Source organism: Mesorhizobium sp. B2-4-14, from assembly GCF_006442155.1.
Taxonomy (GTDB): Bacteria; Pseudomonadota; Alphaproteobacteria; order Rhizobiales; family Rhizobiaceae; genus Mesorhizobium.
Map to the genome: position 1 here is coordinate 76,218 of NZ_VFVA01000014.1, position 26,033 is coordinate 102,250.

Consider the following 26,033-nt stretch of genomic DNA (forward strand, 5'->3'; position numbering starts at 1 on the left):
TTTGTGAAAGTCGATGTGACGTGCAATGCCCCTTGGTAGGGGAGATGCCCCGGCAGGGCAGAAGGGGCGCTGTCCCGTCGGTATGTCAAGGAAAGCCTTGCGCCCACGGGCTTTGGACTCCACCACGCATATTTTTCCTTCCTCAATCGCGGTTTCGCCGAACCACCGGTCCCGCCTGCGCGAAGGTGAACCCAAGCGGGATTGAAGCCGCGATCCCCCGCGCCCCTCTGTCCTGCCGGACATCTCCTCCAAAAGGAGTGAGATTGGCAGTGTCGCCGACGGCGCTTCCTTGCAGCGCCCATTGACCTCGAGCCCAACAAAAAGCCCGCGAACCTTGCGGTCCGCGGGCCTTCGTCAACCGTTGCGAAACGAGATCAGCTCTTCAGCTTGGCATTGCAGAGGCTGTAGAAGCCGCCACCCTTCTGGATCCACTTCAAGCCGCCAAGCGTCTTGGCATCCTTGTTGGCGTAGTACTGTTCAAGGCAGGTGTGCATGCGACCCTTGGCCGGGGTCTCGGTGGCGAATTTCGGCGAGATGGCGGTCGGGAAAGTCACGCCCTTCGGCGCGGCGACAGTCGGCGTTGCCGGTTCCTTGGTGTAATTTGCCTCGCTGGGAGCTGGCACGGTCTCGTCATCGGATGCGCCGGCACCGCATTCGCTCTTGCGGAAGTCGTTCCACTTCATGCCCTTCAGCGTATTCGCCGTCTTTGCAGCCTGGTACTTGGTGCTGCATTCGGCCATGGTCAGGCTCTTGCCACCGCTGGCGGCGGGAGCCGCGGCAGCCTTGGTGGCGGCCGGCTTGGTGGTGGCCGCCTTGGTGTCGACGGCAGCCGATGCTCCGGCGGCGCATTCGGTCTTGCGGAAGTCGTTCCACTTCATGCCGTTCAGCGTGCCGGCGGACTTTGCAGCCTGGTACTTGGCGCTGCATTCCTTGGCGGTCAGGCCCTTGGCCATGCTGTCGGCGGTCGCGGCGGCGGGTTTGGTGGTCTTCGTGTCTGCTGCCTTGGTGTCGGTGGCCTTGGCATCGGTCTTGGTGGCCGCGGCGTCGGTGCCGCACTGTGCCTTGCGGAACTGGTTCCAGGTCTGCCCGGCAAGTGTCCCCGCATCCTTGGCGGCGTTGTACTTCGTGCTGCACTCGGCCATCGTCAGTGCGTTGGCTGGCGCGGCCAGAAACAACGTCACGACGGCAAGGCCGGTCAGAGTGGCAAGTCGGTGGATGAGCATAGCGTTTCTCCGTTGCTGCAGCCCATTAATACGTCCCAGCAAATCAATAGCGCTCAACGGTCGGTTGCGCCAGATGCCAAGTGAGGTATATATCGGCGGAAGCTGGTTTTCCCGATAAGGTGATGAAATCATTGTCCCTTACCGGCCCGAAACAAGGTTTTCCGCGTGCATTTGCGCCGAATGGCTCGCAAAACTGGTATATTGCGGTGTCGGAGAGCCGCCATGCTGCGTTGCGGCCATGTTGTGTACGGTGCACAACAATGATTTTCTAAGGATCGTAACATATAATCACACAATGTGATCATGGCGCATCGGCCAATTGTGGCATGACGTGCCGGATAAGAACAATCGGGGATACCGACTGGCATGGCAGGAAATTACTTCGGAACGGACGGCATTCGCGGGCGCGCCAACAAGTTTCCGATGACCGCGGAAGTGGCCATGCGGGTCGGCATGGCCGCCGGCCTTTCATTCCAGCGCGGCAGCCACCGCCATCGTGTGGTTCTGGGTAAGGACACCAGGCTTTCCGGCTACATGATCGAGAATGCGATGGTGGCCGGGCTTTGCGCCGCCGGCATGGATGTGTTCCTGCTCGGCCCGATTCCGACGCCGGCAGTCGCCATGCTGGTGCGGTCGCTGCGCGCCGACATCGGCGTCATGATCTCGGCTTCACACAATCCCTACTACGACAATGGCATCAAGCTGTTCGGCCCCGATGGCTACAAGCTCTCAGACGAGATCGAAGAACGTATCGAGAGCATGCTCGACAAGGATATCGAACTGGCACTCGCCGATTCGGACGGGCTTGGCCGCGCCAAGCGTGTCGATGGCGTGCATGACCGTTATATCGAATTCGCCAAGCGCACCTTGCCGCGCTCGATGTCGCTTTCGGGCCTCAGGATCGTCGTCGATTGCGCCAATGGGGCGGCTTACAAGGTGGCGCCCGAGGCGCTGTGGGAACTCGGCGCCGAGGTCGTGGCCATCAATGTCGAGCCCAACGGCTTCAACATCAACAAGGAATGCGGTTCGACCCATTCGGCCGGACTGCAGAAGAAAGTGCATGAAGTGCGCGCCGACATCGGCATTGCGCTCGACGGCGATGCCGACCGCGTCGTCATCGTCGATGAAAACGGCGCCATCGTCGATGGCGACCAGATCATGGCGCTGATCGCGGAGTCCTGGCATCAGAGCGGGCGGCTTGCCGGCGGCGGCGTTGTCTCGACCGTCATGTCCAATCTCGGCCTCGAACGCTTCCTGGGCGACATGAAGCTGCAATTGCACCGCACCAAGGTCGGCGACCGCTATGTGGTGGAGCATATGCGCGCGCATGGGCTCAATGTCGGCGGCGAACAGTCGGGCCACATCGTGCTGTCGGATTTCTCGACCACCGGTGACGGGCTGGTGTCGGCATTGCAGGTGCTGGCCTGCATCAAGCGGCAGGGCCGCCCAGTCAGCGAACTGTCGAAGAAGTTCGAGCCGGTGCCGCAGATCCTGAAGAATGTCCGCATCGCCGGCGGCAAGCCGCTCGAGGAAGCCCCGGTCAAGGCCGTCATCGAGGATGCACGCCACCGTCTCGGCAAGGCCGGGCGGCTGGTCATCCGCCCGTCCGGCACCGAGCCGCTGATCCGTGTCATGGCCGAGGGTGACGATCCACAACTGGTCGAGGCGGTCGTCAACGACATCGTCGAGGTGATCTCGGAAACACGCAGCGCCGCCTGATCCCAATCGCGCCCGAAGGACGTCGCGTCCGGTGCGCCCGGAGTGCGTCACGCGCTCCGCTTGCATCGAAGCCCGCCCTCCCGGCGGGCTTTTCGTTGGCCGGAGAACCAGCCTCCGGCTTCGAAATCCTCGTCGAATTCCCTCGGATTTCAGAGATTCGTGGTTAATCGACAGGGTTAAACGGCTTTTAACCTTTGCAATTCATTATCCACGCCTGAAAGCCAATCTTATTCGGGCGCGATCGCGCTCCGGGGTTCCGAGGGGTGACAAGCATGTTCAATACAGCAAGAAAGGCCTTGTTTGCCGCGCTGTTCGCGGGCCTGGCCTGGCCGGTGTTCGCGGCCGACCTTCCAGAACCGGTGGTCGAAGAGGCCCCGCCACCGGTCTACGAGCAGCCGGTCGATGTCGGCGGCTGGTACATCCGTGGCGATATCGGCTATCACAAATCCGATGTCCGCGGCATCGACTATATGACTTACACCGTCGACCCCTGTAACTGTTCGGTCACGCCGGGCAGCAAGAGTTTCGACTATGGCAGGCTTAAGGGCGGTTTCTCGCTCGGCGGCGGCGTCGGCTACAAGATCAACGATCATTTCCGCACGGACCTGACCGCCGACTACTGGTTCAAGTCGAACTTCAACGGCGGTACCTCGGATATCAACGGGACTTCAACCGAAGTATCGAAGATGAGCGCCTTGCTGCTGCTCGCCAACGCCTATGTCGATATCGGCACCTGGCACGGCATCACGCCCTATGTCGGCGCCGGCATCGGCGGCGCGCGCGTCAAGTGGGATGATGTCTACGACCCGAACACCACCGAGCATAATCCCGGAGCATCGAACTGGCGCTTCGCCTATGCGCTGATGGCCGGCGCTTCCTACTGCCTGACCGATAAAATCATCCTCGATGCGGGCTATCGCTTCTCGCATATCCAGGGCGGCCGCATGTTCGAGTGGGACGTGACCAGCTCGGGCCCTGGCTTCGACCGTGGCATCAACACCCATGAAGTGCGCGGTGGCCTGCGCTATCAGTTCGGCGGCAACAACGGGTGCGCCGCACCTGTTGTGGCCTACCAGCCCGAACCCGAGCCGGTCTACACCAAATAGGACTTTCCAGCTCTGATGGTTACGAACCGCCCGGCTCAGCCGGGCGGTTTTCGTTCGTGCGCTAAGTTTCCGTTCGAAATCAATTCGCTAACGCTCTGTTAGCCTTAACCGTGACTTAACCACTATGGTTAACAATGCTTCCTGAAACGATGGCGGCCGCCGTGATTGCAGGCGCCAAATCCGGGAGTCGGGACCATGACACTCACATCGCGTATTGTGCTGGCGGTTGCCGGACTCGGCCTTTTGCCACTGACACCGGCACTCGCCGCCGACTACGATCCGCCGATCTATGTCGACCAGGCGCCTGATTACGTGCCGGTCGAAGTCGGCTCGGGCTGGTATCTGCGCGGCGATGTTTCGTATCTGGCGCAGAAGAGCTTCAAGAACGAGGATTTCGCCTTTACGCCTGCCAGCTTCGACGACAAGGAAGATCCGGTCTTTGCCAGCATCGGCTTCGGCTATCACTTCACCGATTATCTGCGCGCCGATCTCAATTTCGGCTATCTGCCCGGCAACAAGATCGGCATCGGCTATGACGATACGGCGATCGTAACGCCGCCGGCAACTTCGACCGTCGCTTCGGCGTCCCTGACGAATTACGCCTTCACGGGCATGCTCAACGGCTATGTCGATCTTGGCACCTATGTCGGGATAACTCCCTACCTCGGCGCCGGCGTCGGCATCGTGCGCAGCACGCGCAAGCTCTCGGCGAGCTATTTCACCAACAATAGCGACCCCACCGACGATTTCGTCCAGAGCGACGACAAGACCCAATATTCGTTCGCCTATACGTTGAATGCGGGCCTTGCCTATCAGGTGACCAAGAACGTTTCCGTCGACCTGGGCTATCAGTACTTCTCCGCCCCCAGCGCCGAATATGTGACGGCAGCAAGCCTGACCTCCTTTCCCGTTCACAAGGGGATCAGCAATCACCAGGTCAAGCTCGGGCTGCGCTACGACCTCTGGTAGGCTCCGGACGCATCAGGACTTTGACGGCGGATCCGTGCGGTCCGCCGTTTGCGTTTGAAGTCACGACATCCTGATCGCAGAGTGCCAGTATCCTGGCAGCGACAAAAACTTTTCCCTTGACGCCTGAAGCCTGAACGCATATCGCCGTCCGTGGGCCACCCCTCCCCAACGAGGGGCCACTATCTGGAAGGATAGACCACGATGACGACTCCCGCGAAGCCCGGACTCCGTCCGGCAAATCCCAATTTTTCCTCAGGTCCTTGCGCAAAACGCCCCGGCTGGTCGGTCGAGGCACTTAAAAACGCTGCGCTCGGGCGTTCCCACCGTGCCAGGATCGGCAAGACCAAGCTCGAACAGGCGATCGAGCTGACACGGGAAATCCTCCAGGTTCCTGCCGGCTACCGCATCGGCATCGTGCCGGCGTCGGACACCGGCGCGGTCGAGATGGCGCTGTGGTCGCTGCTCGGCGAGCGCGGCGTCGACATGGTCGCCTGGGAGAGTTTTGGCTCCGGCTGGGTCACCGACGTGGTCAAGCAGCTGAAACTCGCGGATGTGCGCAAAATCGAAGCTGGCTACGGCGAATTGCCGGACCTGTCCAAGATCGATTTCGACCGCGACGTGGTCTTCACCTGGAATGGCACCACATCGGGCGTGCGCGTGCCGAACGGCGATTTCATCCCGGCGGACCGTAAGGGCCTGACCATTTGCGACGCCACCTCGGCGGCATTCGCGCAGAGACTCGATTTCGCAAAACTCGATGTCGCCACCTTCTCCTGGCAGAAGGTGCTGGGCGGCGAAGGCGCGCATGGCATGCTGATCCTCAGTCCGCGCGCCGTCGCGCGGCTGGAAACCTACAAGCCGGCCTGGCCGCTGCCGAAAATCTTCCGCCTGACCTCGGGCGGCAAGCTGATCGAAGGCATCTTCAAGGGCGAGACCATCAACACGCCGTCGATGCTGTGCGTCGAGGACTATCTCGATGCCCTTCAATGGGCGAAGTCGATCGGCGGTCTGGATGCGCTGGTCGCCAGGGCGGATGCCAATGCCGCGGTTCTCGACGGTTTCGTCGACAAATCCGCATGGCTCGGCCATCTCGCCGTTGAGCCCGCGACGCGGTCGAACACGTCCGTATGCCTGTCCTTCACCGACCGGCAAGTCGCAGCGCTTGACGCGGACGGGCAGGCGGCGTTCGCCAAGGCTCTCGTCTCGGTGCTCGACAAGGAAGGCGTCGCCTACGACATCGGCTCCTACCGCGACGCGCCTCCCGGCCTTCGCATCTGGTGTGGCGCGACGGTCGAGGCGTCCGACCTCGAAGCGCTATTGCCCTGGCTCGACTGGGCCTTCGCCGCGCAGAAGGCATCGCTGAAAGCGGCTGCCTGAGATTTCGGTGGCGGCCCGCGGGCCGCCCATTCCCCGGATCAATCCCATTTTCAAGGAGGCCGCCATGGCGCCCCGTGTTCTCGTTTCCGACAAACTCTCTCCCACCGCCGTGCAGATCTTCAAGGATCGCGGCGTCGAGGTCGACTATCTGCCCGATCTCGGCAAGGACAAGGAAAAGCTGCTCGAAGTTATCGGCCAGTATGACGGTCTCGCCATCCGCTCGGCGACCAAAGTCACCGAGAAGCTGATCAATGCCGCGACCAACCTCAAGGTCATCGGCCGCGCCGGCATCGGCGTCGACAATGTCGATATCCCGGCGGCCAGCCGCAAGGGTATCATCGTGATGAACACGCCCTTCGGCAATTCGATCACGACAGCCGAGCATGCCGTTGCGATGATCTTCGCGCTTGCGCGCCAGATTCCGGAGGCCAACGCCTCGACCCATGCCGGAAAATGGGAGAAGAACCGCTTCATGGGCGTCGAGATCACCGGCAAGACGCTGGGCGTCATCGGCTGCGGCAATATCGGTTCGATCGTCGCCACACGTGGCGTCGGACTGAAGATGCATGTCGTCGCCTTCGATCCGTTCCTGTCGGACAGCCGCGCCGAGGAGCTCGGCGTCGAGAAGGTCGAGCTCGACGAGCTCTTCGCCCGCGCCGATTTCATCACCCTGCACACGCCGCTGACCGACAAGACGCGCAACATCATCGACGCCGCCGCCATCGCCAAGATGAAGAACGGCGTGCGCATCATCAACTGCGCGCGCGGCGGGCTGATCGTCGAGGCCGACCTCGTCGCGGCGCTGAAGGGCGGCAAGGTGGCGGGCGCCGGCATCGACGTCTTCGAGGTCGAACCGGCGGAGCAGAACGCCCTGTTCGGCATGGACAATGTGGTGGCGACACCGCATCTCGGCGCCTCGACGGCGGAAGCACAGGAAAATGTCGCGCTGCAGGTTGCCGAACAGATGGCCGACTATCTGATCAAGGGCGCCGTCTCCAACGCCATCAACATGCCGTCGATCACGGCGGAGGAAGCACCGCGGCTGAAGCCGTTCGTCAAGCTTGCCGAAGTGCTCGGCGCCTTTGTCGGCCAGGTCACGGAAGATCCGATCAAGGAGGTCGAGATCCTGTTTGACGGCTCGACCGCGACGATGAACACACGCGCCCTGATCAGTGCCGCACTCGCCGGCCTGATCCGGCCGCAAGTCGCCGACGTCAACATGGTGTCGGCGCCGATCATGGTGAAGGAGCGCGGCATCATCGTCGCCGAGGTCAAGCGCGACAAGTCGGGCGTCTTCGACGGCTACATCAAGCTCACTGTCAAGACCGAGCACATGACGCGCTCGATCGCCGGCACCTGCTTCTCGGACGGCAAGCCGCGCTTCATCCAGATCAAAGGCATCAACCTCGATGCCGAGGTCGGCCAACATATGCTCTACACGACCAATGCCGATGCGCCCGGCATTATCGGCCTGCTTGGCACCGTGTGCGGCGAGAACGACGTCAACATTGCCAACTTCCAGCTTGGCCGTAACCGGCCGGGCGGTGATGCCATCGCGCTGCTCTATCTCGACGCGCCGTTCCCGGAAAAAGTGCTGGAGCAGGTGCGGGCGCACAAGTCGATCGACTCGGCCAAACGGCTGCAGTTCGACGTGAGCGCGGTTTAGGCCCACACCGTCGCAATCAGGCGCACGAGACGTCCCGTGTGCGGGCAAGCACGCGGGACGTTTCGTTTAGCCTCGGTTTCAGCCGGCGGACCGCATCCCGCGGCGGACGCTGCCTTACCCGATTCCTGCACAGTTCGGTCCTTCCCGGGCCGTGATTGACCGTGCGAGCTTGGCGCCTGGTCCAAGGATTACTTTTCAACTTCCTGATATATTAGCCGGCGCCGATAAGCATAAAGCCTGGCCTAATCTAACGATTTTGTGATCTGCTTGACGATGCGGATTTCTTTCCGCAGGCTGTCATCAATCGACCCGCCTGGCTTGAACTTAACGGTTTTGGTCATGATTTAACGCGCAACTTCCGGTGCGCGCTCGTTGCTGTCAAGGTGCCTTGGATGGATCATCGCAATACTGTCAGGCTGAATCGGCGCCTTTTCCTTTCATCGGTCGCGATGTTTACGGTCACGGCGACTTCGGCAAGCCTTGCCCGCTCTTTCTCCGGCTCCCTGCCTTGGGCACCCCTGTCGTCAGATCCGCCGATGCAGGTGGTCCCTGGCGGCTGGCAATTTTTCACACCGCAGGAAGCGGCTCTTGTCGAAGCCATCGTCGACCGCATCATCCCCGCCGACGATCTCAGCATGGGCGGCAAGGAGGCGGGCTGCGCCGTCTATATCGACAGGCAGTTGATGGGCGCGTTCGGAACCTCGAGCCGGCTTTATACGCAAGGGCCATTCCTGCCCGCATTGCCGACGCAGGGATATCAGGGTGAGGCCAATCCGGCCCAGCGCTACCGCGTCGGCCTCGCCGCCATCGATGCCTTCCTGAAGCAACGCGACGGCAAGACATTCGCAGAACTGCAGCCGGCCGATCAGGATGCGTTCCTGACGGCCATGGAGGCGGGTAAGATCGAACTGCCCAATGGCGTCAAGGGGCCCGGCTTCTTCGGACTTCTTCTGCAGAACACGATGGAAGGGTTCTTTGCCGATCCGGTCTATGGCGGCAACAAGGACATGGTGTCGTGGCGCATGCTCGGCTTCCCCGGCGCGCGCTATGACTACCGGGACCATGTCAGCAAGCACAATCAGCCCTATCCGCGGCCGCCCGTCTCCATCGAGGGCAGCCCGGAATGGCTGGGCAAGAGGAGCTGACCATGACGACGATACTGCCCCGAAAGGATGTCGTGATCGTCGGCCTCGGCTGGACCGGGTCCATCCTTGCGCATGAATTGACGGACCAGGGCCTCGACGTGCTGGCCATAGAACGCGGTCCATGGCGCGACACGGCCACCGATTTCAACATCGGCTATGCACAGGACGAATTGCGCTACAGCGTGCGGCGCGACCTCTTCCTGCAGCCCGCCGTCGAAACGATGACGATGCGCAACGACCCGTCGCAGACAGCGCTGCCGATGCGCGATTTCGGTTCCTTCCTGCCCGGCAACGGGGTTGGCGGCGCCGGCGTGCACTGGAACGGCCACACCTGGCGATTCTGGGATTCGGACTTCCAGACGAAAACCAACCTGACCAAGCGCTATGGCGCGGCCAGGATCGCGGATCTCCAAGTCGAGGACTGGGGCGTGACCGGCGCCGAAATGGAGCCTTACTACGACCAGTTCGAATATTTGGCGGGCATTTCGGGCAAGGCCGGCAACATCAAAGGCAAACTGCAGGAAGGCGGCAATCCGTTCGAGGATCCGAGGGCGCGGGACTATCCGAACCCGCCGATGGAGATGACCTACGCGCCGACCTTGTTCGCCGATGTCGGCCGGTCGATGGGGCTGCATCCTTTCCCGACGCCGTCAGCCAACATGTCTCGCACCTATGTCAATCCGCTCGGCATCACCATGGGGCAGTGCACCTATTGCGGTTTCTGCGAGCGCTTCGGCTGCGCCAATTATTCCAAATCAAGCGCCCAGACCACCATCCTCCCCGTCCTGATGAAGAAGGCCAATTTCGAGGTCCGGACCGACAGCGAAGTGCTGCATGTCGATCTTACCGCCGGCGGCAAGTCGGCGCGTGGCGTGACCTATGTCGACACGTCAGGGCAGGAATTCTTCCAGCCGGCTGATCTCGTGCTTCTGTGCGCCTACGGGCTGCACAATGCCCGCCTGATGATGCTCTCCGGCATCGGCAAGATCTATGATCCCAACACCGGCGAGGGCACGGTCGGCCGCAATTACTGCTATCAGACCAATGCCGGCGTGCAGGTGTTCTTCGACGACAAGAACTTCAATCCGTTCATCGCGGCCGGCGCGCTCGGCCAGACAATCGACGATTTCAACGGCGACGCTTTCGATCACGGTGCGCTGGATTTCGTCGGCGGCGCGGGCATCAACTGCATCCCCACCAACGGGCGCCCGATCGGCACCAGGCCGACGCTGCCCGGCACGCCGAAATGGGGCGGGGCGTGGAAGAAAGCGACCGTCGAGGGTTACAAGAGCACGCTCGGCTATTCCTCGCAGGGCAGCAGCTACGCCACGCGCACCAACTATCTCGATCTCGACCCGACCTACAAGGATCGCTTCGGCCGGCCGCTGATGCGCATGACGTTCGATTTCCCCGACAACGACATCCGGATGTCGAACTATGTATGCGACCGGATGGAGGACATCGCCAAGGCGTTCGGCGGCAAGCAATACAGCGTCGGCCGCCGCAAGAAGGGCTGGGACAGCGTCCCCTATCAGAGCACCCACAATACCGGCGGCGCCATCATGGGGACCGACCCGAAGAGAAGCGCGGTCAACACCTTCCTGCAAAGCTGGGATGTGCCGAACGTCTTTGTCATCGGCGCGTCGGCCTTTCCGCAGAACGCCGGCAAGAACCCGACGGGAACGGTCGGCGCGCTTGCCTTCCGTGCCGCCGACGCCATCCGCAATCAGTATCTGCGCAATCCCGGCGCACCGCTGGTGCGGGCATGAGAACGCTCACCGCCATCCTCGCCACCGGCGCGGCACTCCTGGCGATCGCTCCGGCAATCGCCGCCGACCAGGCGGACCAGATCATACGCGGTCAGTACCAGGCCGTGCTCGGCGATTGCGCGGGTTGTCACACGAGGCCGGACGGCAAGCCCCTGGCCGGCGGCCTGCCACTGGAAACGCCGTTCGGCACACTGGTGCCGCCCAACATCACGCCCGACCACGAGACGGGCATCGGCAATTGGTCGGAAGACGATTTCCGCAACATGATGAAGACCGGCATCGGCCACAATGGCGTGCGGCTCTACCCCGCCATGCCATATCCCGCCTATACCAAGATGAACGAGCAGGACATTTCCGACCTCTGGGCCTATCTCACCACGGTCGAGCCGGTGCCGAACAAGGTGCAGGCCAACCAGCTGCCGTTTCCCCTGAACATCCGGCTGGCGATGTGGGGCTGGAATCTCCTCAACTTCACCGAAAGCACTTTCACGCCGGATCCCTCCAAGTCGGCGGAATGGAACCGCGGCGCCTATATCGTGCAGGGGGCGGGGCACTGCGGCACCTGCCATACACCCAAATCCTTCCTCGGAGCCGACCAGGACAGCGGTTTTCTGCAAGGGGCGTCGCTGCAGGGCTGGTTTGCGCCCGACATCACCAACAATGCCCAATCCGGCCTTGGGAAATGGTCGCAGGAGGATCTGGTTACCTACCTCAAGACCGGCGTCAACGCGCATTCGATCGCGTCCGGTCCGATGGCCGAGGCCGTCGAAAACTCGACCTCGAAAATGACGGATCCGGACCTCAAGGCTGTTGCCGTCTATCTCAAGAGCCTGGGCTCGGACACCGGCAATGCGCAAGCGCCAAAGCCGGACGAGGCGCGGATGGCCGCGGGCGAGGCGATCTACCATGACAATTGTTCGGCCTGCCATGGTGACGATGGTGCCGGGGCCGGAGCTCTGTTCCCGCCGCTCGTCGGCAACTCGATCGTGGCGCAAAACAATCCCGAAACGCTTGCCCGGGTGGTTCTCGCCGGAAGCCAGGCTGTCCATACGGCCGGCGCGCCGACGACACCTGCCATGCCTTCGCTCGCATGGCGCCTGAAGGACCAGGAAGTCGCCGACGTGCTGACCTATGTGCGCGGCAGCTGGGGCAATTCCGCTCCGGCGGTCTCATCCGACGATATTGCGGCGGTGCGCAAGGAATTGGTGCGGTAGCACTTTACCGGCGGGCCGGCACGGCCATCCTTCGCCCGCTATATTCGGCAAGCGCGATGCCGCCCAGCACGAGCACGAGTGCCAATGCCTGATAGAGCTGGAACGTCTCGCCGACGATCAGCACCGAAAGCAGCGTGCCGAAGATCGGCACCAGATTGATGAACAGGCCGGCGCGGTTGGCGCCGATCAGCTCGTTGCCCCTGATGTAGAGGATCTGCGAGATGACCGAGGCGCCGATCGCGGTGTAGACGATGACTGTCCAGCCGCGCGCATCGGGCACGATGACCTTGCCGGCGGCTATTTCCCACAGGACAAAGGGCAGCGAGGTGATCAGCGCCGCGACCGACAGGGACAGCATCAGGCTCTGCCAACGCATCACCGGCTTCAGGCGCAGGCCGACCGAATAGCCGCTGTAGAGGATGACGGCGACCAGCATGATGGCGTCGCCGAAATTGAGCTCCAGCGTCAGCAGCCGGCGCGGGTCGCCATGGCAGGCGGTCAGGATCACGCCGGCGATGGTCAGCACGACGCCAGCAATCTGCGCCCAGCTTACGCGCAGGCGGAAGAAGATGAAATTGGCTGTCATGATCAGGATCGGCATCGCCGCCTGTTCGATCGAAACGTTGATCGCCGTCGTGTAGTTGAGCGCCGTGTAGAAGATGGTGTTGAACAGAGTGAAGCCGCTGGCGCCCAGCGCCGCCAGGACGAGCCAGTGCCGGCGCACCACCGGCCAGTCCTCCCGGATTGTCCGCCAGCCGATCGGCAGCAGGATCGCTACCGCCAGCACCCAACGCAGGAAGACCAGCGTCATCGGCGAGACATGATCGACAGCCAGCTTGCCGGCCACCGAATTGCCGCCCCACAGCAAGGTGGTGAGCAGCAGGAATATGTAGGCGCTTCGATGCATGGCGGCATTCCGGCCGCGGCGGATGCGCCGCGGTGTTTGTCGGCCTATTGCCCCGGTCGGTCCAAGTAAATGATGTCAAAGCCGAAAATTGTTGTGCCTCAGGGCATTTTCGGCGGCAAAGAAAGGTCGCGCTCGCGAGGTCTTGACGCTATAGAGGCCTGTCGTTTCGAACCATATCCAAGCCGCTCGGCGGCGTCTCAAGGGAAAAGAAACATGGCCAATGTGGTGGTCGTCGGCTCGCAGTGGGGCGACGAAGGCAAGGGCAAGATCGTCGACTGGCTGTCGGAGCGTGCTGACGTCGTGGTGCGTTTTCAGGGCGGCCACAATGCCGGCCACACGCTGGTCGTCGACGGCAAGGTCTACAAGCTGTCGCTATTGCCGTCCGGTGTCGTGCGGCAGGGCAAGCTGTCCATCATCGGCAATGGCGTGGTCTTCGATCCGCACGCTTTCGTGGCCGAAGTCGCCAAGCTCAAGGCACAGGGCGTCGAAGTGACGCCCGATCGCCTGAAAATAGCCGAAAACACAGCGCTTATCCTGTCGCTGCACCGGGAGCTGGATGGATTCCGCGAGGACGCCGCCTCAAATTCCGGGACGAAGATTGGCACGACCCGCCGCGGTATCGGCCCCGCCTATGAGGACAAGGTGGGCCGGCGCGCGGTTCGGGTGATGGATCTGGCGGATTTGGAAACACTGCCCCTGAAGGTCGACAGGTTGCTGACGCACCACAATGCGCTGCGCCGCGGGCTTGGCCATGCCGAAGTCACGCATGAGGCGATCATGAGTGAATTGACGTCGGTCGCCGACGAGATCCTGCCCTATATGGACCGTGTCTGGAAAGTGCTGGACGACAAGCGCCGCGCCGGCGAGCGCATCCTGTTCGAGGGTGCGCAAGGCACGCTGCTCGATATCGACCACGGCACCTATCCCTTCGTCACTTCGTCCAACACCGTGGCCGGGCAGGCGGCCGCCGGCTCCGGCGTCGGGCCTAGCGCCATCGGCTATGTGCTCGGCATCACCAAGGCCTACACGACGCGCGTTGGCGAAGGTCCGTTCCCAACCGAACAGAAGAACGAGATCGGCGAGTTCCTCGGCACGCGCGGTCACGAATTCGGCGTCGTCACCGGGCGCAAGCGCCGCTGCGGCTGGTTCGACGCGGTGCTGGTGCGCCAGGCCGTCGCCGTCAACGGCATCAAAGGCATCGCGCTGACCAAGCTCGACGTGCTCGACGGGCTGGACGAGATCAAAGTCTGCACCGGCTACCGGCTCGACGGCGAGATGATCGATTATCTGCCGGCCAGCCAGGGCGCGCAGGCCCGCGTCGAACCGGTCTACGAGACGCTGGAGGGGTGGAAAGGCACCACCGCCGGCGCGCGCAGCTGGAACGATCTGCCGGCCCAGGCGGTCAAGTATGTCCGTTATATCGAGGAGTTGATCGGCGCGCCGGTCGCACTCCTCTCCACCAGCCCGGAACGGGACGACACGATACTTGTGACCGACCCGTTTCAAGACTAGTTTCTGAAGCCTTTCCGGACATCGCGGCTGATTTGCGGGGGCCGGCGCGGGAGCAAAAATACAGGTCGACTGAAGCATGGCAGATTTCGTTGCTGTTCTGAAAAAGGCGCTCGACAGGCACGGCGACGAGACGCCTGACAAGCGTACGCGCATCTACGACAGCGTGCGTGCCATGCTGGTGAAGAAGCTTGCGGATTATTCGCCGCCGCTCGCCGCCGAGGCAATAGCCAAGCAGAAGCGCACGCTGGAGGACGCCATTGCGAGCGTCGAACGCGACTACGCCAAAAGCGTGCCGGAAACGGACCCGCTCGCCGAGCTGGAACACATCTTTTCCTCCATCGACCGCAACAAGAATCAACCGAGTCACACGCGCCAGCCGGCGAAGGCGGAGCCCGTCCGACCGGCGCCGCCCGCCGCCAGGCCGGAGCCTTATCGCCCCGCGCCACCGCCCGAGCGGCCCGCGCCACCACCCGCCGCCAAGGCCGAGCCAAGCTGGCAAAAGCCCCTACCGGCGCAATCAGCAGCCCCGAACCTTGCCGACCCGAACCTTGCCGACCATGCCCTGCCTGTCCTGGACGCGGACCAGAACGACGAGCACGCCGATGTCTTCCCGAACGACGAGGAACCGGCGGAGGCTGACACCTTCCAGCGTCCGCGCCCGGCCGAGCGCAAGCGCAGCTATGGCGGGCTGATCGCCGCCGTCGTCGCGTTGCTGGTCATTGCTGGCGGTGGCTATGGCATTTGGCTGAACAAGGACGCCTTCGGCAAGATGCTGGGCCTGGGCGGCAGCAAGGTTGTTGCCAAGATCGAGCCGGTGAAATCGGCGCCGGCCAAGCCGGCCAAGCCGGCGACCGACGTCGCGCCGCCACCGGCGCCCGCGACAGGCGCCGAAGGGACGAAATTCACGCAACGATTGACGCCTGGAGGCGGCGAAACCGACCCTGGCCCGGCCGGAGGACAAAGCGGCGTAGGCGAGGGTGAATCCGTCGCCGCGCTGACGACGCCGCCGCCGGCAACGCCGCCGCCGGCAATACCGCCACCGGTCAGTCCGCCCCCGATCACTGGCGCGCCCGCCGCGGCGGCGCCTGCCGCAACTCCACCCGCGGGCGGCACCGCGCCCGCGACACCCCCCGCCAACGGAACCGCACCCGCGGCCCCGGCCAATGCCGCCGCCACGCCGCCGGCACCGGCGGGCACGACACCAGCGGCTCCCGCTCCCGCTCCCGCTCCGGCGCAAGCCTCGGTGCCGGTCGGCCAGAAGGCGATCTTCTATGAGGAGCGCACCAGCACCGCGCAGGGTTCGGCCGAACCCGGCAGCATCGTCTGGTCGCTGGTGCAGGAATCGCCCGGCGGCGACCTGCCGCCCGAGCCGGCAATCCGCGCTGAGGCGACCATCCCGGGCAAGGATATCCAGTTGCGCATGACCATCCGCCGCAACACCGACCGGACGCTGCCGGCCAGTCACATCATCGAGATGATCTTCCTGACGCCCGACGGCTTCGAAGGTGGTGGCGTCGACAACATATTGCGCGTCGCCATGAAGAGTTCGGAGCAGGACGCCGGCAGTCCGCTGATCGGAATTCCGGCCAAGATCGCCGACGGCTTCTTCCTCGTCGCGCTCAACGACACCAAGGCCGACGAGGACGCCAACATGACCTTGCTGCGCGGCCAGGACTGGATCGACGTGCCGGTGGTCTACAAGACCGGACGGCGGGCGCTGCTGACCATGGAAAAGGGCATTCCCGGCGAGAAGGTGTTCGACGAGGCGATCAAGGCCTGGCAGGCCAAGACAGCGGGTTGAGAGGGCCGGGATCCGTAATCGTCGCCTTCGTTCAGAAACCCTGAAATAGCATGTCGAGCGCGGCGATAATGTCGTCGTGGTGCTTTGTCAGGTTCATCCGACTTTCACCCAGTTCGCTCGCTGGAACGGTGGCGATCAGGTGAGTCGCCATTACCAGTTTTCGGCCATTGATCTCGAAAATCGGATGAAGTTTTCGCATCGGCGGCGGCACCGTCGCGACCGGGAGAAGCGGGACGACCGCCCGCGTCTTGAAGTTGTCGAGCAGATCGGATTGAACGTCCAGCAAATAGCTGCCTTCGACGCGACCGGCAAAGACGTCATGGCGAGCCATCAGAACTGCCGATATTCTTCCAACGGAATGCCGTGCTTTTCGACGTAATCGTTCCACGCATCAATCGTGGCGCGGTTCTCAAGCTTCCACAGTCGCGTTTTTTCGGCCGCCACCGCTTCCGCGATGCCAGCTTCCGCGGCGCGCGAGACATTCACGTCAAGCCCTTTGGCTTCCCTCATGAGGTTCGAGTCGATCGACAGGTTTGCTGGCTGACGGATCGCATTCAAAGCAATCTTGCGCATAATAGCCTCCGCGACATGCGCATAATGTATGCGCACTCTCGTGCGGAAGCAACAATCAAGGGTCAGGTTGCAGGTTGCCTAACCCTCCATCTCCTCGCGCAGCATCTCCAGTTCCAGCCATTCTTCCTCGAGCGCGGCGAGCGTCGCACGCTCCTTGTCGAGGGCGGCGATGGTCTTCTGGAACGAGGCCGGATCACGTTCGTAATAGGCCGGATCGGCAATATGGTTCTCCAGCCGCGAGATCGATGCGGTCACGGCCTCGATCTTCTTGGGCAACGAGTCGAGCGCGAATTTCTGTTTGAACGACAGTTTCTTCGCCGGTCCCTTTGGCGTTGCCGGCTCGCTCTTGCCCAGTGCCGACGCTTCGCCGGGCTCGGCCTTGGCCCGCGCCTTGCGGTCGTCGAGCCTGGTGCCGCCGCGCTGGGCCAGCATGTCGGAATAACCGCCGGCATATTCGACCCAGCGGCCGCCGCCGTCCGGCGCGACGATGCTGGTGACGGTGCGGTCGAGGAAGTCGCGGTCGTGGCTGACGAGGATGACGGTGCCGGCAAAACCCGCGACCAGTTCCTGCAGCAGTTCCAGCGTCTCCATGTCGAGATCGTTGGTCGGCTCATCGAGCACCAGGAGGTTCGCCGGCCGGGCCAGCACGCGCGCCAGGATCAGCCGCGCCCGCTCGCCGCCGGAAAGCTCGCGCACCGGGGTGCGCGCCTGCTCCGGCTTGAACAGGAAATCCTTCATGTAGGAGACGACATGGCGCTGTTCGCCGTTGATGACCAGGTTTTCGCCGCGGCCGTCGGTGAGATATTGCGCCAGCGTCTCCTGCGGATCGACCGCTTCGCGCTTTTGGTCGAGCGTGGCGATTTCCAGATTGGTGCCGAGCCGTACCGAGCCCGCATCCGGCGCCAATTCGCCGGTCAGCATCTTCAGAAGCGTCGTCTTGCCGGCGCCGTTCGGCCCGACAAGGCCGACGCGGTCGCCGCGCTGGATGCGGGTCGAGAATCCCTTGACCACGGTGAGATCATCAAAACTCTTCTCGATGTTTTTCGCCTCGATCACCAGCTTGCCGGATTCGGCGGCGTCGCTCGCCACCATGGTCGCAGTGCCTTCGGCGCCGCGATGGCCGCGAAAGCGCTGGCGCATGGTCTGCAACTCGCCCAGCCGGCGCATGTTGCGCTTGCGCCGCGCCGTCACGCCGTAGCGCAGCCAGTGCTCCTCGCGCACGATCTGGCGGCCGAGCTTGTGCTGCTCGCGCTCTTCCTCTTCCAGCACCAGGTCGCGCCATTCCTCGAAATAGCCAAAACCCTTGTCCAGCCTGCGGGTCTGGCCACGGTCGAGCCAGACAGTGGCGCGCGACACGCGCTCGAGAAAGCGGCGGTCGTGCGAGATGACGATGAGCGCCGAGGAGGTGCGGACGAGTTCCTCTTCCAGCCATTCGATGACCGACAGATCGAGATGGTTGGTCGGCTCATCAAGCAGTAGAATATCAGGTTCCGGCGCCATGACGCGGGCAAGGGCGGCGCGTCTGGCCTCGCCGCCGGACAGGTCGCCCGGCCGCTCCTCGCCCGACAGGCCGAGATGCTCCATCAGGTAGCTGGCGCGGTAGGGATCGTCGGCAGGCCCGAGCCCGGCCTCGACATAGGCCCGCACGGTGGCAAAACCTTCCATGTCGGGCATCTGCGGCAGATAGCGGACAGTCGCCGAAGGCTGGCGGAACACCTCGCCGTCCTGGGGCTCAATGAGGCCGGCGGCGATCTTGAGCAGCGTCGATTTACCCGATCCGTTGCGGCCGACCAGCGCGATCTTGTCGCCGGCCGAAGCGGTCAAGGCGGCGCCGTCGAGCAGCGGCGTGCCGCCGAAGGTCAGTTTTATCCCGTCGAGATTGAGAAGAGGCGGGGCCATGTCAGCTTTCGGGCAAGGGATAGGGATGGGCGAGCAGCAGCGCTCGGCCGCGGCCAAGCGCGATTTCGAGGCGGCCGTTGACCTCGTTGGAGATGGTCAGTGACGATCCGAAAGCCACTTCGACCTGGTTGAGCGGCCATTTGGCGCCGGTGACGGTCAGGCCAGCCAGTTCGGAAAAGCCAAGGATCGAAAACAGCGTGCCGTCGTCGTAGTCGAAGCCAGCCGCTCCGTTGAGCAGGGGGACGCCTTCCTGGGCCCCGCTGGTCAAAAGCACGTCGGTTCCCGCCTCGGCCAGGCGTAGGCCGAGCGCCAGATGCAGGAAGGCGTGATCGGCCCGCTTGCCGCCGAAGGCGCCCACCAGCACAAGGCGGGTTGCCCCGCGCTCGAGTGCCGCCGCGATCGCGAGTTCGCCGTCGGTCTTGTCCTTCTCCGCCGGGAAGGTTTGGCGGGTCACAGCGGCGAGGTTGGCGGGCAGATCGGCCGGAACCGAATCGAAGTCGCCTACCCACAGTTCCGGCACAACGCCCAGCATCCGTGCATGGCCGATGCCGGCGTCGGCGGCGATGACGCGCGAGCCTTCGACCTGGCGGTCGAGCCGGGGCGTGCGGATGAGATCGCCGCCAAGCAGGATGGTGAATGTGCTCATATCCCGTCGCCCTTACCAGCCCGGCACGGGAAACGGAAGGCGGCAAACTCCCACTTGCGCGGTTCGGCGGCCGGGCCTATGTGTCGAAACGCTCTAACGGGGTGCCGGCTGCGATGTTCGCGGACCGGCTGAGAGGCAGTCTCGCCAACCCGCTGAACCTGATCCGGTTTGTACCGGCGGAGGGATTAGACGTTTCGGACAGTCCGACGCCTCAATTCCTTGTCACGTGAACGAAAGGAGGCGCCGATGCGCACGCTTTTATATTCTCTTTGCACAGCCATGGTTGTGGTGCTGTCCGGCCCGGCCGTGGCCAAGGACAAGCTCACCGTCTACACCTATGAGAGCTTCACAGCCGACTGGGGTCCTGGCCCGGTGGTGAAGAAGGAATTCGAGGCCGAATGCGGCTGTGATGTCGAATTCGTTTCGGTCGCCGACGGCGTGGCCCTGCTCAACCGCGTCAAGCTCGAAGGGGCATCCACCAAGGCCGATATCGTGCTCGGCCTCGATACCAATCTCACCGCCGATGCCAAGGCTTCGGGCCTGTTCGCGCCACATGGCGCGGTGACCGGTATCAATGTGCCTGGCGGCTGGAGCGACGATACTTTTGTCCCGTTCGACTACGGCTATTTCGCTGTCGTCTATGACACGCAGAAGCTCAAGACGCCGCCCAAGAGCCTGAAGGAGCTGGTCGAAGGCAGCGCCGACGACAAGATCGTCATCCAGGATCCGCGCACCTCGACGCCCGGGCTCGGCCTGCTGTTGTGGGTGAAGTCGGTCTATGGCGACAAGGCGCCGGAAGCCTGGGCCAAGCTCAAGACGAAGGTGTTGACCGTGACGCCGGGCTGGAGCGAAGCCTATGGCCTGTTCACCAAGGGTGAGGCGCCAATGGTGCTGTCCTACACCACCTCGCCGGCCTACCACATGGTCGCAGAGAAGACCGAGCGCTACCAGGCGGCCTCATTCGATGAGGGTGAATATCTCCAGATCGAGGTAGCCGGCATCACCACGACCGGAGCCAAGAACCCGCTGGCGGAAAAGTTCATGGCCTTCATGATCGGGCCGAAGTTCCAGGACGCCATCCCCGAGACCAACTGGATGTTCCCGGCCGGCAAGACCGACAAGCCGCTCAACCCGGCCTTCGACAAGCTGGTCAAGCCGACCAAGACCTTGCTGTTCAGCCCCGAGGAGGTCGCCGCCAACCGCAAGGCCTGGGTGGATGAATGGCTGGCGGTGGTGAGCAAGTAGTTTGAGACAAACTGATCGAAGATAACCGCTCTACGGTGCCCCCCTCTGTCCTGCCGGACAGAAGGGGGGCGCGAAGGATCGCAATTCTCTGTAAGTGTCGCGATGTAAGTGTCGCGATCCTAAAACTGACGGCCCAGCATGCAACGCGCGTCTTCTGATCCCCGCGTCACCGCCGGCGTCATCGCGCTTATGGCAATCGCCCTTTTGATCGGTGGCGCGTTTGCCGGCCTGCTCGTCGAAGGCGCCGGTGACCTTTCGGGCGCCTGGGCAGCCTTCGATCCCTATCTGCTGCGCGTCGTGCGCTTCACGCTGTGGCAGGCAGGCCTCTCGACGCTTCTTTCGGTCCTCCCGGCATTGTTCGTGGCGCGGGCGCTGTCGCGGCATCCGCGCTTTTTCGGCCGCGCCTTCATCCTGCAGCTCTTCGCCGTGCCGCTGGCGCTTCCGGCGATCGTCGCGGCACTCGGCATCCTGGCGCTCTACGGCCGCGCCGGCTATTTCGCCGGTCTATTCAGCGCGGTCGGCGGCCAGGGCTGGCCGGGCATCTACGGGCTCTCAGGCATTCTGGTCGCCCATGTCTTCTTCAACCTGCCGCTCGGCGTGCGGCTGTTCCTCGAAGCGCTGCAGACCATACAGGCCGACCAATGGCGGCTGGCGAACCAGCTCGGCATGGGCGCGGGGCCGGCATTCCGGCTGATCGAATGGCCGACGCTGCGCGCCGCCTTGCCCGGCGTCGCCGGGCTGGTCTTCATGCTCTGCATCACATCCTTCACCATCGTGCTGACGCTTGGCGGCGGACCGGCGGCGACGACGCTGGAGGTCGGCATCTACCAGGCATTGCGCTTCGATTTCGATCCCGCGCGAGCCGTTGCACTGACATTGCTGCAGATCGGCTTGACCTTCATCATCGTGCTGGCGCTGACGCGGCTCGGCGCCAATGTCGTCGGCGACACCAACCTGCCGGTCGCGCCGCGCCGCTATGTCTCGGTCAAGGCCACCGAGGCGTGGCTGAATGGAGCGTTCATCGCGCTGGCGCTGCTGTTCGTTGTCGGGCCCATGGCGGCCACCGTGGTCGCCGGACTTGGCGCCGATCTCGGCCAGCTGGCCGGCGAGGCCACTGTCCGGCAGGCGACACTGACCAGTGCTGCGCTGGCCTTCCTGTCGGCCCTGCTTTCGGTGATGCTGTCGCTGGCCCTGACCATGGCGCGCCGGGCGCTGGCGCTGGATCGCCGCGCCGGACCAAGAACAGTGCTCGAATATGCCACGGATACCGGCGCGGGGTTTGTCCTGGTCGTGCCGCCGATCGTCATCGGCGCCGGCTGGTTCCTGCTGCTGCGCCATGCCGGCGATGTCTTCGCCATCGCTCCGGTCATGGTCGTCACCGTCAATGCGGTTATGGCGATGCCTTTCGCGCTGCGCGCCGTCCGCCCCGCCTATGATGCGGGGAGCGAACGCCACGAACGGCTCTGCGCGCAACTTGGGATTTTCGGCTGGACCAGGCTGCGGCTGATCGACTGGCCATCGCTGCGGCGTCCGCTCGCCACCGCCTTTGCCTTCGCCATGGCGCTGTCGCTCGGCGATCTCGGGGTCATCGCGCTGTTCGGCAGTGATTCCGTGCAGACCTTGCCCTACCTTCTCCTGGCGCGCATGGGCAGCTATCGTACCGAGGATGCCGCCGGCCTAGCGCTGCTGCTCGGCCTCGTCTGCCTGGCTCTGGTCATGGCGGCCCACTGGATGGGCAGGGAGAAGAACCGGGATGCCTGACGGGGCGGCCAGCAGGCTTGAAAGAGGCGCTTCGGTGCGGCTGGACAAGGTATCGTTCAGTTATGGCGAAGCGCCGCTCGTTTTCGATGTTGATTTCGCCGCGACAAAGATCATCGCCATCATGGGACCGAGCGGCTCGGGGAAGTCGACGTTGCTCAACCTGGTCGCCGGGTTCGAGACACCCCGGTCCGGCCGGGTGCTGATCGGTGGGACGGATGTCAGCGCCCAGCCACCCTCGGCGCGGCCGGTGTCGATGGTGTTCCAGGAGAACAATCTGTTTGCCCATCTTTCCGTCGAGCAGAATGTCGGGCTCGGCCGCTCGCCGTCGCTGCGGCTGACCGAGGCCGACCGCACTGATATCGCGGAGGCGCTTCTGCGCACCGGTCTTGCCGGCAAGGAGAAGCGGTTGCCGCGCGAACTTTCCGGTGGCGAACGGCAGCGCGTTGCCCTGGCGCGCGTGCTGGTGCGCGACCGCCCAGTGCTGTTGCTCGATGAACCGTTCGCTTCGCTCGGGCCGGCCTTGCGCGACGACATGCTCGACCTGGTTGCCGGGGTTCATGCCGAACGTGGGATGACGGTGCTGTTCGTGACGCACCAGCCGCAGGATGCCCGGCGCATCGGCCAGAATGTGGTGTTTCTGGACAATGGCGCTGTTGCGGCGACCGGCAAGGCGGACGATTTCTTTGCCGGGGCTGGTCCGGAGGCATTCCGACGCTACATCGGTTCAGGTGCTGGGGATGCCGTATCACGAGATATTGCCCGGAAGCGGACATAATTTACGGTCAAACCAGCTCAGGGCGATGGGGCGCTTGCTTGCCATGGTCAAAGTAGTGTGGCTAGGTCCGCCCTACTGGTCCGGCACACGCCGTGATTTGCCTACACCATCCGCCGCGCGCCTCGAGGGACGCGTGACGGATGGTGTAGCAGTTTGTTTTTTGCGCATGACACGTTCCGAAGATCGCCTCCGATTTTCGTGGTCATGCGCCGGGACCTGAAAGGAAGCCGTTCTGGCGATCGGCGTTGACAGACCAAGAAGGAATCCGCTGGTGCGCTTTCTGGCGCTGGCCGGCTTTGCCGTGGCCTTGGCAAGCTGCCAGATGTTCACGCCTCCGGAAGTCCAGGAATCCGGCTTCCAACCATCCGACAAGCCGATCACGGTCGACAATGTCGCCGCCAACAACAAGCTTGCCGAACTGGCCAAGGCACAGCATCCGCGCATCCTAGCGACCTATGGCGGCGAATATTCCGATCCCAAACTCGAGCGCATGGTCGCCAAGGTCGTCGGCAATCTGACCGTGGTGTCGGCGAACCCGACCCAGACCTATCGCATCACCATCCTCAATTCGCCCAATGTCAACGCCTTCGCGTTGCCGGGCGGCTATCTCTACGTCACACGCGGCCTGCTGGCGCTGGCTAATGATTCGTCCGAGCTCGCCGCTGTCATCGCCCATGAGATGGGCCACGTCACAGCCAATCACGGCTTGCAACGCCAGCAGCTGGAGGCCGAGGAAGGCTTGGCGACAAAGGTGGTCTCGGATGTGCTTGGCGACAGCCCGACCGCCAAGGCGGCACTCATCCGTGGCAAGCTCCGGCTGGCGCAGTTCTCGCGCAACCAGGAGTTGGAAGCAGACGCCATCGGCATCAAGTCGATCGGCGAGGCCGGCTATGACCCTTACGCCGCCGGCCGATTCCTGCAGTCGATGTCGGCCTACACCGATTTCCGTTCGATCAGCGGTGCCACCGACGCCAGTCTGGATTTCCTGGCCACGCATCCCAACACGCCGCAGCGCATCGACCTGGCGCAGCGCCACGCCCGCCAGTTCGGCGCGCCGGGTGTGGGCACGCGCGACCGCGATTCCTTCCTCGCCGGCATAGACGGCCTGCTCTATGGCGACACGCCGGAGGAAGGCTATGTGCGGGGCGAGACCTTCCTGCATCCGGGCCTCGGCGTGTCGTTCACGGTGCCGGATGGCTTCATTATTGACAATTCGGCGGCGGCGGTGACGGCGACCGGACCAGGCGACATAGCGATCCGCTTCGATGGCGTTTCGATCGACAAGAACCGCTCCTTGACCGACTACATCAGAAGCGGCTGGGTGGCTGGCCTTGACGACAGCACCGTCAAGCAGGAAACGATCAACGGCAATGACGCCGCGACCGCGCATGCCGGCGCGCAAGGCTGGCAGTTCGACATCGCGGTGATCCGTGCCGGCGGCCAGGTCTATCGGCTGCTGACAGCGGCCCCTTCGGCCAGCACTTCGCTGGATACGGTGGCGCGGTCGGTCAGCGGGTCGTTCCGGACCCTGAGTGCCGCGGAAAAGGCGGCGCTCAAGCCGCTGCATATCCGCGTGCTCACCGTGCAGCCCGGACAGACCATGGGCTCGCTTGCCGCGCAAATGGTGGGCGTCGATCGCAAGCTCGACCTGTTCCGGGTGCTCAATGCGTTGTCGCCGGGGGCCGCGGTCTCGGCCGGTGACAAGGTCAAGATTGTCACCGACAAGTAGCCCGTTGTTGCCGGGATCTTAGAGCGGTTCAGCGTTTGGTTTCTACGCAGTTCCGAACGGAAAACCGCTACGCCCTTTGCTTTAGGCTGCTGTCGCCAGAAATTCCGGATTCTGCTTCACCAGCGCGACTTTGAGCTTTTCCATGGCGCGCGCCTCGATCTGGCGGACGCGTTCCTTGGAGATGCCGAGTGTCTCACCGAGTGCCTCGAGCGTCGCGCCCTCGTCGGTCAGCCGCCTTTCCTCGATGATGCGCAGTTCGCGGGCGTTGAGGGCGGCGAGAGCGGCTTTCAGCCAGAGCGAGCGGCGCGCGACGTCGATCTTGTCGCCGACGATCTCGTCGGGCAGCGGGTCGTCCGAAACCAGGAAATCCATCCGTTCGGTGGCGCCCGAATCATCGGCAAGCGGCACGTTGAGCGAGGAATCCGGCGCCGACAGCCGCGAATCCATCATCGCCACGTCAGCTTCGGAAACGCCGAGCGCCACCGATACTTCGCGATAGAGGGTTTCGTTGGAAAGCGGCTCGGCGCCGTTTGCCAGACGGGCACGCAAACGCCTGAGATTGAAGAACAGCGCCTTTTGCGCCGAACTCGTGCCGCCACGCACGATCGACCAATTGCGCAGAATGTAGTCCTGCATCGAGGCGCGAATCCACCAGGTCGCATAGGTCGAAAACCGCACCTCCCGTTCCGGCTCGAAGCGGGCGGCGGCTTCCAGTAGGCCGACATGCCCTTCCTGGATCAAATCGCCGAGCGGCAGGCCGTAATGGCGGAATTTGGAGGCCATGGAAATGACCAGCCGCATATGGGCCACGGTTATGCAGTGCAACGCATTCTGGTCGTTGTCCTCCTTCCAGAGCAAGGCCAGCCGATGCTCTTCGTCCCGTTCGAGGTAAGGAGCCTTCATTGCCGCGCGGACCATTATCCGTCCTGCCGTGTCTTCCATCATGAGGCGCTCCCTGGCTCAGGCGATGCGAATGACGTCTGCTTGTAGGCGCCGG

General features: G+C 63.5%; 21 protein-coding genes and 1 riboswitch. Of the genes, 14 read left to right on the plus strand and 7 right to left on the minus strand.

Annotated features, from left to right (window positions below; genetic code table 11):
- Positions 1-374: 374 nt before the first annotated feature.
- Positions 375-1,223 carry a hypothetical protein gene (locus FJ938_RS14805; RefSeq protein WP_140694906.1) on the minus strand — a complete coding sequence of 283 codons (849 nt, stop codon included), beginning with the start codon at positions 1,221-1,223 and terminating at the stop codon, positions 375-377.
- Between the two features lie 366 nt (positions 1,224-1,589).
- Between FJ938_RS14805 and glmM the strand changes: the two genes are divergently transcribed.
- From glmM to FJ938_RS14845, 8 genes are all read left to right on the plus strand, one after another.
- On the plus strand, positions 1,590-2,942 hold the full coding sequence (glmM, locus tag FJ938_RS14810; RefSeq protein ID WP_140608280.1) for a phosphoglucosamine mutase: 1,353 nt from the start codon (positions 1,590-1,592) through the stop codon (positions 2,940-2,942).
- A gap of 272 nt (positions 2,943-3,214) precedes the next feature.
- Positions 3,215-4,048 carry an outer membrane protein gene (locus FJ938_RS14815; protein ID WP_140608278.1) on the plus strand — a complete coding sequence of 278 codons (834 nt, stop codon included), beginning with the start codon at positions 3,215-3,217 and terminating at the stop codon, positions 4,046-4,048.
- 195 nt (positions 4,049-4,243) lie between these two features.
- The gene (locus FJ938_RS14820) at positions 4,244-5,017 is read left to right on the plus strand and encodes an outer membrane protein (RefSeq protein ID WP_140608276.1); all 774 of its coding nucleotides are present in this window, start codon (positions 4,244-4,246) and stop codon (positions 5,015-5,017) included.
- Between the two features lie 201 nt (positions 5,018-5,218).
- The gene (locus FJ938_RS14825; protein ID WP_140694909.1) at positions 5,219-6,394 is read left to right on the plus strand and encodes a phosphoserine transaminase; all 1,176 of its coding nucleotides are present in this window, start codon (positions 5,219-5,221) and stop codon (positions 6,392-6,394) included.
- Positions 6,395-6,458: 64 nt separating this feature from the next.
- Positions 6,459-8,060 carry a phosphoglycerate dehydrogenase gene (gene serA, locus FJ938_RS14830; RefSeq protein ID WP_140608273.1) on the plus strand — a complete coding sequence of 534 codons (1,602 nt, stop codon included), beginning with the start codon at positions 6,459-6,461 and terminating at the stop codon, positions 8,058-8,060.
- A gap of 536 nt (positions 8,061-8,596) precedes the next feature.
- Positions 8,597-9,205 (plus strand): gluconate 2-dehydrogenase subunit 3 family protein, encoded by a 609-nt coding sequence (locus FJ938_RS14835; protein ID WP_226890429.1) that lies wholly within the window; start codon positions 8,597-8,599, stop codon positions 9,203-9,205.
- Between the two features lie 2 nt (positions 9,206-9,207).
- Positions 9,208-10,974 (plus strand): GMC family oxidoreductase, encoded by a 1,767-nt coding sequence (locus FJ938_RS14840; RefSeq protein WP_140694913.1) that lies wholly within the window; start codon positions 9,208-9,210, stop codon positions 10,972-10,974.
- Positions 10,971-12,188, plus strand: coding sequence for a cytochrome c (locus FJ938_RS14845; RefSeq protein WP_140694916.1), 1,218 nt, complete (start codon positions 10,971-10,973; stop codon positions 12,186-12,188). The genes FJ938_RS14840 and FJ938_RS14845 overlap by 4 nt, the downstream gene beginning before the upstream one ends.
- Before the next feature lie 4 nt (positions 12,189-12,192).
- Here FJ938_RS14845 and FJ938_RS14850 read toward each other — a convergent pair whose 3' ends face one another.
- A complete protein-coding gene (locus FJ938_RS14850) occupies positions 12,193-13,095 on the minus strand; it encodes a DMT family transporter (RefSeq protein ID WP_140694919.1) in 903 nt (300 codons plus the stop codon).
- Between the two features lie 213 nt (positions 13,096-13,308).
- On the opposite strand from FJ938_RS14850, the gene FJ938_RS14855 reads away from it, so the two are divergent.
- Together FJ938_RS14855 and FJ938_RS14860 are read left to right on the plus strand one after the other, a co-directional pair.
- A complete protein-coding gene (locus FJ938_RS14855; protein WP_140608267.1) occupies positions 13,309-14,607 on the plus strand; it encodes an adenylosuccinate synthase in 1,299 nt (432 codons plus the stop codon).
- 76 nt (positions 14,608-14,683) lie between these two features.
- Positions 14,684-16,408, plus strand: coding sequence for a hypothetical protein (locus FJ938_RS14860; RefSeq protein WP_140694922.1), 1,725 nt, complete (start codon positions 14,684-14,686; stop codon positions 16,406-16,408).
- A 31-nt stretch (positions 16,409-16,439) separates the two neighbouring features.
- Here the strand turns inward: FJ938_RS14860 and FJ938_RS14865 are convergent, their stop codons facing one another.
- The 4 genes from FJ938_RS14865 to FJ938_RS14880 form a co-directional block, all read right to left on the minus strand.
- Positions 16,440-16,739 carry a CcdB family protein gene (locus FJ938_RS14865; protein WP_140608263.1) on the minus strand — a complete coding sequence of 100 codons (300 nt, stop codon included), beginning with the start codon at positions 16,737-16,739 and terminating at the stop codon, positions 16,440-16,442.
- Positions 16,739-16,981 (minus strand): type II toxin-antitoxin system CcdA family antitoxin, encoded by a 243-nt coding sequence (locus FJ938_RS14870; protein WP_140608261.1) that lies wholly within the window; start codon positions 16,979-16,981, stop codon positions 16,739-16,741. Before FJ938_RS14870 ends, FJ938_RS14865 begins: the two co-directional genes overlap by 1 nt.
- 78 nt (positions 16,982-17,059) lie before the next feature.
- Positions 17,060-18,880, minus strand: coding sequence for an ABC-F family ATP-binding cassette domain-containing protein (locus FJ938_RS14875; RefSeq protein ID WP_140694925.1), 1,821 nt, complete (start codon positions 18,878-18,880; stop codon positions 17,060-17,062).
- Between the two features lies 1 nt (position 18,881).
- On the minus strand, positions 18,882-19,526 hold the full coding sequence (locus FJ938_RS14880) for a thiamine diphosphokinase (RefSeq protein WP_140608257.1): 645 nt from the start codon (positions 19,524-19,526) through the stop codon (positions 18,882-18,884).
- Between the two features lie 87 nt (positions 19,527-19,613).
- Positions 19,614-19,728: riboswitch (TPP riboswitch) on the plus strand.
- Positions 19,729-19,772: 44 nt separating this feature from the next.
- Here FJ938_RS14880 and thiB point away from each other — a divergent pair.
- The 4 genes from thiB (at position 19,773) to FJ938_RS14900 (ending at position 25,036) form a co-directional block, all read left to right on the plus strand.
- On the plus strand, positions 19,773-20,771 hold the full coding sequence (gene thiB / locus FJ938_RS14885) for a thiamine ABC transporter substrate binding subunit (RefSeq protein ID WP_140608255.1): 999 nt from the start codon (positions 19,773-19,775) through the stop codon (positions 20,769-20,771).
- Positions 20,772-20,909: 138 nt separating this feature from the next.
- Entirely contained in the window at positions 20,910-22,532 is a 1,623-nt protein-coding gene (gene thiP / locus FJ938_RS14890) for a thiamine/thiamine pyrophosphate ABC transporter permease (protein ID WP_140608253.1), read from the plus strand.
- Positions 22,525-23,307 carry a thiamine ABC transporter ATP-binding protein gene (gene thiQ, locus FJ938_RS14895; RefSeq protein ID WP_140694928.1) on the plus strand — a complete coding sequence of 261 codons (783 nt, stop codon included), beginning with the start codon at positions 22,525-22,527 and terminating at the stop codon, positions 23,305-23,307. The genes thiP and thiQ overlap by 8 nt, the downstream gene beginning before the upstream one ends.
- A gap of 322 nt (positions 23,308-23,629) precedes the next feature.
- Positions 23,630-25,036: a M48 family metalloprotease gene (locus tag FJ938_RS14900; protein WP_246673334.1), complete on the plus strand. Its 1,407-nt coding sequence runs from the start codon at positions 23,630-23,632 to the stop codon at positions 25,034-25,036.
- A gap of 81 nt (positions 25,037-25,117) precedes the next feature.
- On the opposite strand, the gene FJ938_RS14905 is transcribed toward FJ938_RS14900, so the two are convergent.
- A complete protein-coding gene (locus FJ938_RS14905) occupies positions 25,118-25,981 on the minus strand; it encodes an RNA polymerase factor sigma-32 (RefSeq protein ID WP_140694934.1) in 864 nt (287 codons plus the stop codon).
- Positions 25,982-26,033 lie beyond the last annotated feature (52 nt).

Bases quoted from the DNA above. Each gene is read 5' to 3' on its own strand.
- FJ938_RS14805 (WP_140694906.1), bottom strand. From the start codon at position 1,223: ATGCTCATCCACCGACTTGCCACTCTGACCGGCCTTGCCGTCGTGACG.
- glmM (WP_140608280.1), top strand. From the start codon at position 1,590: ATGGCAGGAAATTACTTCGGAACGGACGGCATTCGCGGGCGCGCCAAC.
- FJ938_RS14815 (WP_140608278.1), top strand. From the start codon at position 3,215: ATGTTCAATACAGCAAGAAAGGCCTTGTTTGCCGCGCTGTTCGCGGGC.
- FJ938_RS14820 (WP_140608276.1), top strand. From the start codon at position 4,244: ATGACACTCACATCGCGTATTGTGCTGGCGGTTGCCGGACTCGGCCTT.
- FJ938_RS14825 (WP_140694909.1), top strand. From the start codon at position 5,219: ATGACGACTCCCGCGAAGCCCGGACTCCGTCCGGCAAATCCCAATTTT.
- serA (WP_140608273.1), top strand. From the start codon at position 6,459: ATGGCGCCCCGTGTTCTCGTTTCCGACAAACTCTCTCCCACCGCCGTG.
- FJ938_RS14835 (WP_226890429.1), top strand. From the start codon at position 8,597: ATGCAGGTGGTCCCTGGCGGCTGGCAATTTTTCACACCGCAGGAAGCG.
- FJ938_RS14840 (WP_140694913.1), top strand. From the start codon at position 9,208: ATGACGACGATACTGCCCCGAAAGGATGTCGTGATCGTCGGCCTCGGC.
- FJ938_RS14845 (WP_140694916.1), top strand. From the start codon at position 10,971: ATGAGAACGCTCACCGCCATCCTCGCCACCGGCGCGGCACTCCTGGCG.
- FJ938_RS14850 (WP_140694919.1), bottom strand. From the start codon at position 13,095: ATGCATCGAAGCGCCTACATATTCCTGCTGCTCACCACCTTGCTGTGG.
- FJ938_RS14855 (WP_140608267.1), top strand. From the start codon at position 13,309: ATGGCCAATGTGGTGGTCGTCGGCTCGCAGTGGGGCGACGAAGGCAAG.
- FJ938_RS14860 (WP_140694922.1), top strand. From the start codon at position 14,684: ATGGCAGATTTCGTTGCTGTTCTGAAAAAGGCGCTCGACAGGCACGGC.
- FJ938_RS14865 (WP_140608263.1), bottom strand. From the start codon at position 16,739: ATGGCTCGCCATGACGTCTTTGCCGGTCGCGTCGAAGGCAGCTATTTG.
- FJ938_RS14870 (WP_140608261.1), bottom strand. From the start codon at position 16,981: ATGCGCAAGATTGCTTTGAATGCGATCCGTCAGCCAGCAAACCTGTCG.
- FJ938_RS14875 (WP_140694925.1), bottom strand. From the start codon at position 18,880: ATGGCCCCGCCTCTTCTCAATCTCGACGGGATAAAACTGACCTTCGGC.
- FJ938_RS14880 (WP_140608257.1), bottom strand. From the start codon at position 19,526: ATGAGCACATTCACCATCCTGCTTGGCGGCGATCTCATCCGCACGCCC.
- thiB (WP_140608255.1), top strand. From the start codon at position 19,773: ATGCGCACGCTTTTATATTCTCTTTGCACAGCCATGGTTGTGGTGCTG.
- thiP (WP_140608253.1), top strand. From the start codon at position 20,910: ATGCAACGCGCGTCTTCTGATCCCCGCGTCACCGCCGGCGTCATCGCG.
- thiQ (WP_140694928.1), top strand. From the start codon at position 22,525: ATGCCTGACGGGGCGGCCAGCAGGCTTGAAAGAGGCGCTTCGGTGCGG.
- FJ938_RS14900 (WP_246673334.1), top strand. From the start codon at position 23,630: ATGTTCACGCCTCCGGAAGTCCAGGAATCCGGCTTCCAACCATCCGAC.
- FJ938_RS14905 (WP_140694934.1), bottom strand. From the start codon at position 25,981: ATGATGGAAGACACGGCAGGACGGATAATGGTCCGCGCGGCAATGAAG.